Genomic DNA, 12,185 nt, shown 5'->3' on the forward strand with positions numbered 1-12,185 from the left:
CCCTCCCACCCTTGTACAAGCGACATCTGGCTGCCTCATGACCGATCTTCGCAACGAGTTCGAACAGGCAGCCAGCGACATCCAGCGGCTGGCCAGCCGCCCCGACAATGACACCCTGCTGAAGCTGTATGCCCTCTACAAGCAGGGCTCGGAGGGCGACTTGAAGCGCACCCAGCCCGGTTTCTTCGACTTTGTCGGCACCGCCAAGCACGAGGCCTGGGCGCAGTTGAACGGTGTTGCCGAAGAAGAAGCGATGCGTCGCTACATCGCACTGGTACACCAACTGCTGGCCTGAGTTCGACGTCCGACCTGCAAGACGCTTGCATTCCGATAGCGAACACCGGCACATTCATACGATCGTTTGAGCCGCTCGTGGATCGCATGAACTATCCCCATCTGTTTGCCCCGCTCGATCTGGGCCACGTCACCTTGCCCAACCGCATCCTGATGGGCTCGATGCACACCGGGCTGGAAGACAAGGCCAGTGACTACGACAAACTGGCTGCGTACTTCGCCGAGCGGGCTCGTGGCGGCGTGGGCCTGATGGTCACCGGTGGTATCTCGCCAAGCATCGAAGGCTGGCTGAAGCCGTTCGGCGGCCGGCTCACCATGCCCTGGCACAAGCCGCGCCATCGCAAGCTCACCACCGCCGTCCATGCCGAGGGCGGCCGAATCTGCATGCAGATCCTGCACGCCGGTCGCTACGGTTACCACCCGTTGTCGGTGGCGCCTTCGAAGATCAAGTCGCCGATTACCCCGTTCACCCCGCGCGCGCTCTCGGCGCGGGGCGTCGAGCGCACCATCGACGACTTCGTGCATTGCGCCAAGCTGGCCCGGGAGGCGGGTTACGACGGCGTCGAAGTCATGGGTTCGGAGGGCTATCTGATCAACGAGTTCATCGCCGCACGGACCAACCAGCGCAGCGATCGCTGGGGCGGCGATGCCGCTCGTCGCATGCGCTTCCCGGTCGAGATCGTCCGTCGCACGCGTGAAGCCCTCGGGCGGGACTTCATCATCATATATCGACTGTCCATGCTCGATCTTGTCGAAGGCGGCCAGGACTGGGATGAAATCGTCACGCTGGCCAAGGGCATCGAAAGCGCCGGCGCCAGCATCATCAACACCGGCATCGGCTGGCACGAGGCGCGCATCCCGACCATCGTCACCAGCGTGCCACGCGCCGGATTCGCCTGGGTTACGCGGAAACTGAAGGGCGAGGTGGCGATTCCCCTGGTTGCTACCAATCGCATCAACATGCCCGATGTGGCCGAGCGCATCCTGGCTGGCGGCGAAGCGGACATGGTGTCGATGGCACGTCCGCTGCTGGCCGATCCCGCCTGGGCCAACAAGGCCAAAGCCGGCCGCAGCGCGCGGATCAACACCTGCATCGCCTGCAATCAGGCCTGCCTCGACCATGTGTTCCAGAACCGGCGCGCCAGCTGTCTGGTGAATCCGCGCGCCTGCCATGAAACCGAACTGAAGATCGAACCGGCGCTTACCCGCAAGCGCATCGCGGTGATCGGTGCCGGCCCCGCCGGCATGGCCTGTGCCAGCACCCTGGGCGAGCGCGGCCATGCGGTGACCCTTATCGATCAGGCCAGCGAAATCGGCGGTCAGTTCAACTACGCCAAGCAGATTCCGGGCAAGGAGGAATTCCACGAGACCCTGCGCTACTTCCGTCACCAGTTGCAGGACGCCGGGGTCGAGGTGCGACTCGGCCAACTGGCGGATGCGGCTTCATTGCGCGAGGCCGGCTTCGACGAAGTGGTCATCGCCACCGGCATCACGCCGCGTCAGGTGAGCTTTCCCGGCAGCGACGATCCGCGCGTGCTGAGCTACCTGGACGTGCTGGCCCGTCACCGGCCGGTAGGCGCGCGCGTCGCCATCATCGGCGCCGGCGGCATCGGATTCGACGTGGCCGAATTCCTGGTCGAGCATCCGCCCTCAACCACCACCGACGTGACCCGCTGGACCCGCGAATGGGGCGTGGACATGGATCTCCAGCAGCGCAGCGGCCTGCAACCCTCGCTTCCGGAGCCGCCGGCACGGCAGGTGTGGCTGCTCCAGCGCAGCGAGGGGCGACCCGGCGCGCGGCTGAACAAGACGACTGGCTGGGTACACCGGGCCACGCTGAAAGCCAAGCGCGTGACCATGCTGGGCAAGGTTGGCTACGAGCGCTTCGATGATCAGGGCCTGCACATCACGCTCGACGGCAAGCCGCAGACCCTGCCGGTCGACCACGTGGTGATCTGTGCCGGTCAGGAACCGAACCGGGGACTGGCGGACGAGCTGATCGCCGCCGGTGTCACGGTGCACGTGATCGGTGGTGCCGATGTAGCGGCAGAACTCGACGCCAAGCGTGCCATCGACCAGGGCACCCGCTTGGCCAGCAAGATCTAGTCCGGATGCGGAGGACGGTTTTGCCGCCCTCTTCCGCTGACCAGGTGCCGACACGGCGCTGGCGGAGCTGCCCGTCATCCAGAACCTACATCCTCACGGAGACTGCGACCGGCGACCAACGCGCCGAGCCTTGCACGCAGTCGACAGACGACAAGCGCGCTGCAAGGCAGCGCGCTTGTCGTCATGCAAAAGAAAGCGCCCCGCAGGGAAGACGCATCAACGTGGGTTCAGGGGGGGAGTTGAACCGGACGTCGTATTTAGCGTCGCTGCGGGGCGGGGGCCGCCGCCACTAGGGGGGAGGGGAAGTGGCGGGACGGCGTCATTTTATGATCGACCGAATAAAGTATCTAATATATATTTAGTGCCCCGGTAATTTGATAACGCTATATGTTTGATCTTCGCCAGTTGCGCTATTTCGTGGCCGTGGCCGAGGAGCTGAGCTTCACCCGTGCCGCGCTGCGCCTGCACTTGTCCCAGCCGCCGCTATCCCAGCAGATCCGTGCCCTTGAGGAAGATCTCGAGGTCCGCCTGCTGGAACGCAACAAGCGCCATGTTGCGCTGACCGAACCGGGCCGCGTGTTCCTCGATCAGGCAAGGCAGATTCTGGCCAAGGTCGACGAGGCACGCAGCCAGGTCTCGGCCGCCGCCGCAGGATATACCGGCCAGCTGCGATTGGCCTACAGCGTCTCGGTGTCGTTTCATCCGGCGCTGCCGCAAGCTCTGCTCCGCTATGGCCAGGTCGCCCCCAGGGTCAGTCTGCAACTGAGCGAGATGTACACCGAACCGCAGTTCGCCGCCCTGCTCGGCGGCCAGATCGATGTCGGCTTTGTCCGCGACGAGCCCACCCATCCCCAGGCGACGCGCAGCTTGCGGCTGACGGTGATCGACCGCGAGCCCTTGCTGCTGGCACTTCCCACCGGCCACCCGTTGGCCGGACGCAGCAGCCTGCACCTGGCCGAAGTCGCTGGCAATGCGTTTGTCTCGCAACCGCGGCAACTGGTCGCCACACTCTACGACCGGCTGGTGAAGCTGGCCACGCGAGCAGGCTTCCAGCCGACCATCATCCAGCATGCCCAGCAGGTCAACGGCCTGCTGGCGCTGGTTGCCGGCGGCCTGGGGCTGGCACTGGTCCCGGCCAGCATGCGGGTTGTGCGCCTGGCGGGGGTCAGCTACGTACCGCTGGAAGACGCTGACGCCTATTTGCTGTTGGCATTGGCGTCGCGGGTGGATGACACCTCACCGGTGCTGCAACAGTTCCTGACCACCGTTGCCGAAAGCGCCAACACGTCGGGCTTGTGATAAGGCCTTCAAGTGGTTACCATTGCGAGCTTACTTTATTCTTTTGTGTCAGGAGCTGGCCGTGAAGGTGCTTAACTCTTTGAAGTCCGCCAAGTCGCGGCATCGCGACTGCAAGGTTGTTCGCCGTCGCGGCAAGGTGTTCGTGATCTGCAAGAGCAACCCCCGTTTCAAGGCTCGTCAGCGCTGAGTCATCGCGCAACGAGGATGCGAAGAAGGCCGCGCAAGCGGCCTTTTTTTGTGTCCGACATCCCGCGGGTTCCGGCGTCGCCGCCAGCGGAACCCGCGATGCGCTCACTCGTAGCGCACGTCGATGATTTCGTAGTGCTTGACGCCGTTCGGCGCGGTGAATTCGAAACTGTCGCCGGCACTCTTGCCGATCAGTGCGCGGGCGATCGGCGACGACACGGCGATCAGGCGCTGCTTGATGTCGGCCTCCAGGTCGCCGACGATCTGGTAGGTCACGGCGGCGCCGCTGTCCTCGTCTTCCAGATCCACGATCGCACCGAAGACGACCCGCTTGCCGGGGTTCAACTGCGTCACGTCGATCACTTCGGCGGTCGACAGCAAGGCCTCCAATTGCGCGATGCGGCCCTCGGTGAAGCTCTGCAGTTCGCGCGCGGCGTGGTACTCGGCGTTCTCCTTGAGGTCACCGTGGGCACGTGCCTCGGCAATTGCCGCGATGATGCGCGGGCGGTCGGTCGACTTCAGCCGGTCGAGCTCGGCACGCAGACGCTCGGCACCGGCTTTGGTGATGGGGGCACGACTCATGCGCTGAGCTCCTTGTGCAATTCCTGCAGACTGTGCACTTCGCCGTCGCTGTGGAAATCCAGCGAGTGAACGAGCGCACGCGCGCCTGCCACGGTGGTGGAATAGGTGACGCGATGCTGCAGAGCCTCGCGCCGGATCGAGAACGAGTCGGCGATGGCCTGCTTGCCCTCGGTGGTATTGACGATGTAGGCGATCTCGCCGTTCTTGATCAGGTCGACAATGTGCGGGCGTCCTTCCAGCACCTTGTTGATCCGCTCGCAGACCACGCCATGTTCGGCCAGATAGCTGGCAGTGCCTGACGTCGCCACCAGATTGAAACCGCGGGCGATGATCTCCTTCGCCACCGGCAGCAGCCGCTCCTTGTCGCCGTCACGCACCGACAGGAAAGCCTTGCCCACGGTGAGCGTCCGGATGCCCGCAGCCTCGTGGCCACGAGCGAACGCCGCGCCGAAACTGCGCCCCACGCCCATCACTTCGCCGGTGGAGCGCATTTCGGGACCGAGGATCGGGTCGACGTTCTGGAACTTCAGGAACGGGAAGATCGCCTCCTTCACCGAGTAGTACGCCGGGATCACCTCGCGCGTCGCGCCGAGGCTGGCCAGCGAACGCCCGGCCATGACCCGCGCCGCCACCTTGGCCAGGGAAACACCGGTGGCCTTGGACACGAACGGCACGGTACGCGAGGCGCGCGGATTCACTTCCAGCACGAACACGGTGTCGCCCTGGATCGCAAACTGGGTATTCATCAGCCCGATGACCTTCAATTCCTTCGCCATGGCCGTGACCTGGCGACGCAATTCATCCTGGATCTGCGGGCTCAGCGAATACGGTGGCAGCGAGCAGGAGGAGTCGCCCGAATGGACACCGGCTTCCTCGATGTGCTCCATGATGCCGCCGATCAGCACGGTGCCGTCGGCATCGGCGATCACGTCCACGTCCACCTCCACCGCGTGGTCGAGGAAGCGATCCAGCAGCACCGGGGAATCGTTCGAGACTTTCACCGCATCGCGGATGTAGCGCGACAGGTCGGCATCGTCGTGCACCACTTCCATCGCGCGGCCGCCGAGCACATAACTGGGCCGCACCACCAGCGGGTAGCCGATCTCGCGCGCCAGGGCCAGTGCCTCGTCGGCGTTCCGGGCGGTGCGGTTCGGCGGCTGCTTCAGGCCGATCTTCTCGATCATCTGCTGGAAGCGCTCGCGATCCTCGGCCAGGTCGATGCTGTCCGGACTTGTACCAATGATTGGCACGCCGGCCGCTTCCAGCGCACGCGCCAGCTTCAGCGGGGTCTGCCCGCCGTACTGCACGATCACACCCTTCGGCTTCTCGACATGCACGATTTCGAGTACGTCTTCCAGCGTCAGCGGCTCGAAATACAAGCGGTCGGAAGTGTCGTAATCGGTCGATACGGTTTCCGGGTTGCAGTTGATCATGATGGTTTCATAACCATCCTCGCGCAGTGCCAGCGACGCGTGCACGCAGCAATAGTCGAACTCGATGCCCTGCCCGATCCGGTTCGGGCCGCCGCCGAGCACGATGATCTTTTCGCGGTCAGTCGGGTTGGCCTCGCACTCTTCCTCGTAGGTCGAATACATGTAGGCCGTGCTGGTCGCGAACTCGGCCGCACAGGAATCAACCCGCTTGTACACCGGGCGCACACCGAGCGTATGGCGCAAATGACGCATCGAGGCTTCGTCGGTATTCAGCAGTTCCGCCAGGCGTGCATCGGCGAAACCGAGCCGTTTCAGTTCGCGTATGCGCGGTTCGTCCAGCGCAGTGATGCCCTGCGTCACGACTTCCGCCTCGGTCAGCACGATGTCCTCGAATGCAGCAAGGAACCAGGGGTCAACCCGACTGAGGTTGAACACTTCCTCAAGGGAAAGCCCGGCGCGAAACGCATCGGCCAGATGGAACACGCGATCGGGGCGCGGTTCGCGCAGCTCGCGCTTGAGCGTAGCCAGGCCATCGTCGGCGCTGATATCCAGGCCGGTCGGATTGAGGCCGGTCTTGCCGATCTCCAGCCCGCGCAAGGCCTTCTGCAGCGACTCGTGGAAGGTGCGGCCGATGGCCATCACCTCGCCGACCGACTTCATCTGGGTGGTCAGGCGTGCATCGGCCGTCGGGAACTTCTCGAAGGCGAAGCGCGGAATCTTGGTGACCACGTAATCGATCGATGGCTCGAAGGAGGCCGGGGTAAGACCGCCGGTGATGTCGTTCTTCAGCTCGTCCAGCGTGTAGCCCACCGCCAGCTTCGCGGCGATCTTGGCAATCGGGAAGCCGGTGGCCTTGGAGGCCAGCGCGGACGAACGCGACACGCGCGGATTCATCTCGATGACCACCACGCGGCCGTCCTCGGCATTGATGCCGAACTGCACGTTGGAGCCGCCGGTATCCACGCCGATCTTGCGCAGCACCGCGATGGAAGCATCGCGCAGGCGCTGGTATTCCTTGTCGGTGAGGGTTTGGGCCGGAGCCACGGTGATCGAGTCGCCGGTGTGCACGCCCATCGGATCGAGGTTCTCGATCGAGCAGACGATGATGCAGTTGTCCGCCGTGTCGCGAACCACTTCCATCTCGAATTCCTTCCAGCCGAGCACGGATTCCTCGACCAGCACCTCGCCCACCGGCGACAGCTCCAGGCCGCGCTTGACGATCTCCTCGAACTCCTCGCGGTTGTAGGCGATGCCGCCGCCGGAGCCGCCCAGGGTGAAACTGGGCCGTATCACGGTCGGGAAACCGACCTTGGCCTGCGTCAGCAACGCCTGCTCGAAGGTACGCACAATCTCGGCTTTCGGGCATTCCAGCCCGATCTCCGCCATCGCCACGCGGAACAGCTCGCGGTCCTCGGCCATGCGGATCGCTTCGCGCCTGGCACCGATCAGTTCGACGTTGTACTTCTCCAGCACGCCGTTGTCGGCCAGATCCAGCGCGCAATTCAGACCGGTCTGTCCGCCCATGGTCGGCAGCACGGCATCCGGGCGTTCCTTGGCGATGATCCGCTCCACCGTCTGCCAGTTGATCGGCTCGATGTAGACCGCATCGGCCGTTTCCGGGTCGGTCATGATCGTGGCGGGATTGGAGTTCACCAGGATCACCCGGTAGCCCTCTTCCTTGAGCGCCTTGCAGGCCTGCGCGCCGGAGTAATCGAATTCGCAGGCCTGGCCGATCACGATCGGACCGGCACCAATGATGAGCACGCTCTTGATATCGGTACGCTTAGGCATGCGTGCGGGCCTCCTGCATCAGGGTCGCAAAACGGTTGAACAGATAGCCCATGTCGAGCGGGCCCGGGCTCGCCTCGGGGTGACCCTGGAAGCAGAACGCGGGCCGATCGGTCAGCGCAAAACCCTGCAGCGAGCCGTCGAACAGCGAAGTGTGGGTGACCCGCACATTGGCGGGCAGCGTGGCCGGGTCCACGGCAAAGCCGTGATTCTGCGAGGTGATCAGCACACGGCCGTCATCGTGATCCTTGACCGGATGGTTGGCGCCGTGATGGCCGAACTTCATCTTCACCGTCTTGCCGCCGAGCGCCAGACCCATCAACTGATGGCCGAGGCAGATGCCGAACAGCGCGACCCTTGCGTCGAGGAATTGCCTGGTCGCTTCGATGGCGTAGTCGCAGGCCGCCGGATCGCCCGGGCCATTGGACAGGAACACCCCGTCGGGCTTCATCGCCAATACCTCGGTGGCTGGCGTCTGCGCCGGCACCACGGTGACCTCGCAGCCTTGCTCGGCCAGCAGGCGCAGAATGTTCAGCTTGGTGCCGAAGTCATAGGCGATGACCTTGAAGCGCGTCGTCGGCTGGTTGAACGCAGCCCGATCCAGGTCGTACACGCCCTGGTTCCAGACGTAGGATTTGGCGGTACTGACCACCTTGGCCAAGTCCATGCCATTCAGACCCGGGAAGGCACGCGCCTTGGCCAGCGCCGCCTCGGCGTCGACCTGCGCGCCGGCCATGATGCAGCCGGCCAGCGCGCCCTTGTCGCGCAGGATGCGAGTCAACCGGCGGGTGTCGATGCCGGCAATGGCCACCGTGCCGTGCCGCTTCAGGTAATCGGGCAGACTTTCGGTGCTGCGCCAGTTGCTGGCCCGGCGCGGCACGTCGCGCACGATCAGTCCGGCGGCATGCACAGCCGTGGATTCGACGTCTTCGGCGTTGATGCCGGTATTGCCAATGTGGGGATAGGTCAGCGTGACGATCTGGCGCGAGTACGAGGGATCGGTGAGGATCTCCTGGTAACCGGTCATCGCGGTATTGAAAACGACTTCGCCAACGGTTTCGCCGGTGGCGCCGACGGCGTGACCATGGAACACGCTGCCGTCTTCAAGGGCCAGCAGAGCAGGAATAGGCATACGGTAACCGCCTTTTTGATGCAGCAAAATCCGCAAGCCGCACGACTGCTGGCTTGTGGAGCTTGTGAGGGAAAGGATCTGGGCGGGTGGAAATGATAAGTGGCGACGTGGTTTCTGTCCACCTCGCGGCTCACCCATTCCCGCGACTGCGCGCTCTTCCGGTCGCGCGGGCAGCGCTACACTAGGCCACATTTTGCCGGAGAACGATGTCCCATGAGTGCTGTCGTCCTGCTTGATCCCGCGCGTCTCGATCGCCCGGATACCACGGTGCAGCACGATCCTTTCCCGTTCATGGTGGCGCATGGCCAGTTGCCGGATGAAGCGCGTGGTGACCTGGAGCGCGATTTTCCCAGGTACGCCAGCGCCGGCTTCTTCCCGTACGATCCGGTCGACTGCGGAGCCAGCGTCAACGCCCTGATCGAGAACATGACCGCCCCTGCGTTCGCCAGCGCGATCGGGCAGCGCCTGGGCATCGAGAACCTTGGCCGCTACCCCACCCTGGTCACGCTGTGCCGGCTGCTGAACAAGCGCCACGGGACCATCCACACCGACAGCAAGTCCAAGATCGCCACTGCGCTGATCTACCTCAATCCCCAGTGGCCGGACACCAGCGACGGCTGCCTGCGATTCCTGCAACGCATCGATGACATCGACAGCGTGGTCGCACCGGAGCTGATCCCCTTGTATGGGGAATTTGCGGTATTCAAGCGCTGCGAAAACTCCTTCCACGGCCATCTGCCCTACGAGGGCGAGCGACGTGTCATCCAGGTCGCGTGGTTGACCAGCGAGCAGGAAAAGCTGCGCAAGACCAAGCGCGGCAAGTTCTCGCGTGCGTTCAAGAAGCTGGTCGGCAGTCTGGACCGGAAGCTGGGCGCCGGCCGGGATCGCAACGCCTCGCATCGAGATTGAGCGCGCAGCGCCGATGTCGCCGGTCGCGCTGCACGCGGTTTTCGAGGCACTGGCTTACGCGATCGGCTTTCGCGCCTTCCTGTGGACGCGGCGTCGCCTGGCGCCCGCCGCCCTTGGTGACGATGACCATGCATGTGGTCTGGGTTGCCGTTGGCGCGATCGTCGGCGCCGCCATGGGCGCCAAGTTGTCGTTCTGGCTGGACGACCCACTCACCGCGTTTGCCGACTTCCCCAGCCTTCGCCACGTGCTGGAAGGCAAGTCGATCATCGGTGCCCTGCTTGGCGGCTTGCCGGGCGTGGAGCTGGGTTTACTGATGCTGCTGTTGCTGGTGGCCGCGTGCTTCGGCCTGATGAGCGGAATCAACCACTGGCCCGATGTACAGCGGAGGTTCGCCCGGCGACGTCAGGAAACGCCTGCGATCAATGATCGACCTTCCTCAACGCGGCGTGGCGATCACGTCATCCAGCTGCCAGGGGCCGGCCGCTCTGCCAGCCAGCCAGTACGCGGCGTGCAGGGCGCCTCGCGCAAAAATGGAGCGATCGGTCGCGCGATGTCCCAGTTCCAGCCGTTCACCCTGGCCTATCAGCATGGCATTGTGCTCGCCGACGATGTCACCGCCACGCACCACCGCAAAACCGATGCTTCCGGCTGACCGCTCGCCGGTGCAACCCTCCCGACTGTAGACGGCAGCGGCTTCCAGCGTCGTCGCACGCGCGGCCGCGGCGGCGTGGCCAAGCGCCAGCGCGGTACCGGACGGCGCATCCTGCTTGCGGCCATGATGCGCCTCGACGATTTCCAGGTCCCAGTCAGGCAAGGCGGCGGCGGCCTCGCGCAGCAATCGGGTCAGCACGGCGACACCGAGGCTGAAGTTGGCCGCGCGCAGGAGCGCGACCCGGTGGCCGGCATCCAGCAAGCGCGCTTCCAGCGCCGGATCGACGCCAGTGGTGCCACTGACCAGGGCAATGCCATGCGCCAGGCAGTGGTCCAGCGCCGGTACCAGCGCCGCCGGGCTGCTGAAGTCGACAGTCACGTCGATCGCCGGTGCCCGGCTCCAGTCGTGCGCATAACGCAAGCTGGTGGCCGAGCCGGCAAACACCTGCTGATCGTCCATCGCCGAACCCGGCGCCACCACCGCATGCACCAGCTCGAAGCGCTCGTCTTCACCGAGCAGGTCCAGCAACGCGCGGCCCATGCGACCGGAAGCGCCATTGAGCGCGAGGCGAACGGGAGGGGTCATCAGTGGCGCGCTCCAGTGGGTCGATCCGTACATGCTAACGCGCAGGCAGCCGGCCTCACGCGGTGACTTTGGACCAGAACTTCTTCACGCCATCGACCCAGCCATTCGCACGCGGTGTGTGCTTGCTGGCCTCGTTGCCGGCGAACGTGGCCTCCAGCGACGCCAGCAGCTCACGCTGTTGTTTGGTCAGGCGCACCGGCGTCTCCACCACCACCCGACAGATGAGGTCACCGTGGCGACTGCTGCGCACTGACTTCACGCCGCGCCCACGGAGACGGAACTGGGTACCCGTCTGGGTTTCCTGCGGAATGCTGATCGGCACCTCGCCTTCCAGTGTCGGCACCGGAAGCTCGGCACCCAGCGCAGCTTGCGAGAAGCGGATCGGCAGCTCGCAATACAGGTCGTTGCCTTCACGCTGGAAGATCGCGTGCTCGCGCACATGCACTTCCACGTACAGGTCGCCGGCTGGTGCGCCGGCTGGACCGGCCTCGCCCTGCCCGGTCAGACGGATGCGATCGCCGTTGTCGACGCCCTCGGGAATCTGCACCGACAGCGTGCGGGTCTCTTCGATCCGGCCCTCACCGTGACATTTCCTGCACGGCTTCTCGATCGCCTGGCCGGTCCCACCGCAATGCGGGCAGGCCTGCTGGATCGAGAAGATGCCGTTCTGCATGCGCACCTGGCCGTGACCGTGGCAGGTCTTGCACTTGCTGACCTTGCCGTCTTCCGAGCCGCTGCCGTTGCAATGATGGCAGTTGACCTGGGTCGGAACCTCGATCTGGCGGCTGACGCCGAACACGGCTTCCTCCAGATCAAGCTCCATGATGTAACGCAAGTCCGCACCGCGACGCGGGCGTCCGCGCCCTCCGCCACTGCGACCGAAGATGTCGCCAAAAATGTCACCAAAGATGTCACCCACGTCGCCGAAGCCGGCACCGCCGCGACCGCCCATGCCGTGCTCGAACGCCGCGTGACCATGCTGGTCGTACATCGCGCGCTTCTGCGTATCGGACAGCACCTCGTAGGCCTCCTTGGCCTCCTTGAACTTGTCCTGCGCTGCCGGGTCATCGTTGCGATCGGGATGATATTTCATCGCCAATCGCCGGAACGATTTCTTCAGCTCCGCCTCGGTGACGCCGCGTTCGACACCCAGCACTTCGTAATAATCACGCTTGCTCATCATGCATCCACACTAGCTATCTTGCGCCCCTGCAGGAG

Annotated in this window: 10 protein-coding genes; 5 read left to right on the plus strand and 5 right to left on the minus strand. The window is 64.6% G+C overall.

Going from position 1 to position 12,185, the window contains the following annotated elements:
* The first annotated feature begins 37 nt into the window (after nucleotides 1-37).
* From ACQGNJ_RS08020 to ykgO, 4 genes are all read left to right on the plus strand, one after another.
* Nucleotides 38-295: an acyl-CoA-binding protein gene (locus ACQGNJ_RS08020; protein WP_426688715.1), complete on the plus strand. Its 258-nt coding sequence runs from the start codon at nucleotides 38-40 to the stop codon at nucleotides 293-295.
* 86 nt (nucleotides 296-381) lie between these two features.
* A complete protein-coding gene (locus ACQGNJ_RS08025; protein ID WP_426688716.1) occupies nucleotides 382-2,400 on the plus strand; it encodes an oxidoreductase in 2,019 nt (672 codons plus the stop codon).
* A 387-nt stretch (nucleotides 2,401-2,787) separates the two neighbouring features.
* Nucleotides 2,788-3,699, plus strand: a complete 912-nt coding sequence (locus tag ACQGNJ_RS08030) for a LysR substrate-binding domain-containing protein (RefSeq protein ID WP_426688717.1) — start codon at nucleotides 2,788-2,790, stop codon at nucleotides 3,697-3,699.
* Between the two features lie 61 nt (nucleotides 3,700-3,760).
* Entirely contained in the window at nucleotides 3,761-3,886 is a 126-nt protein-coding gene (gene ykgO, locus ACQGNJ_RS08035; RefSeq protein WP_184418077.1) for a type B 50S ribosomal protein L36, read from the plus strand.
* A 104-nt stretch (nucleotides 3,887-3,990) separates the two neighbouring features.
* Here ykgO and greA read toward each other — a convergent pair whose 3' ends face one another.
* Genes greA through carA form a run of 3 tightly spaced genes read right to left on the minus strand, consistent with a single transcriptional unit; the run spans nucleotide 3,991 to nucleotide 8,820 of the window.
* The gene (gene greA / locus ACQGNJ_RS08040) at nucleotides 3,991-4,467 is read right to left on the minus strand and encodes a transcription elongation factor GreA (RefSeq protein ID WP_426688718.1); all 477 of its coding nucleotides are present in this window, start codon (nucleotides 4,465-4,467) and stop codon (nucleotides 3,991-3,993) included.
* Nucleotides 4,464-7,691 (minus strand): carbamoyl-phosphate synthase large subunit, encoded by a 3,228-nt coding sequence (gene carB, locus ACQGNJ_RS08045; protein WP_426688719.1) that lies wholly within the window; start codon nucleotides 7,689-7,691, stop codon nucleotides 4,464-4,466. The genes greA and carB overlap by 4 nt, the downstream gene beginning before the upstream one ends.
* On the minus strand, nucleotides 7,684-8,820 hold the full coding sequence (gene carA, locus ACQGNJ_RS08050) for a glutamine-hydrolyzing carbamoyl-phosphate synthase small subunit (RefSeq protein WP_426688720.1): 1,137 nt from the start codon (nucleotides 8,818-8,820) through the stop codon (nucleotides 7,684-7,686). The genes carB and carA overlap by 8 nt, the downstream gene beginning before the upstream one ends.
* A gap of 213 nt (nucleotides 8,821-9,033) precedes the next feature.
* Here carA and ACQGNJ_RS08055 point away from each other — a divergent pair, with 213 nt between their 5' ends.
* Nucleotides 9,034-9,729, plus strand: a complete 696-nt coding sequence (locus ACQGNJ_RS08055; RefSeq protein WP_426688721.1) for a 2OG-Fe(II) oxygenase — start codon at nucleotides 9,034-9,036, stop codon at nucleotides 9,727-9,729.
* 437 nt (nucleotides 9,730-10,166) lie between these two features.
* On the opposite strand, the gene dapB is transcribed toward ACQGNJ_RS08055, so the two are convergent.
* Nucleotides 10,167-10,967 (minus strand): 4-hydroxy-tetrahydrodipicolinate reductase, encoded by an 801-nt coding sequence (dapB, locus tag ACQGNJ_RS08060; protein WP_426688722.1) that lies wholly within the window; start codon nucleotides 10,965-10,967, stop codon nucleotides 10,167-10,169.
* 55 nt (nucleotides 10,968-11,022) lie between these two features.
* Nucleotides 11,023-12,147 (minus strand): molecular chaperone DnaJ, encoded by a 1,125-nt coding sequence (gene dnaJ, locus ACQGNJ_RS08065; protein ID WP_426688723.1) that lies wholly within the window; start codon nucleotides 12,145-12,147, stop codon nucleotides 11,023-11,025.
* Nucleotides 12,148-12,185: the final 38 nt, after the last annotated feature.

The sequence above is a fragment of the Rhodanobacter ginsengiterrae genome, assembly GCF_050026815.1.
GTDB lineage: Bacteria > Pseudomonadota > Gammaproteobacteria > Xanthomonadales > Rhodanobacteraceae > Rhodanobacter > Rhodanobacter ginsengiterrae.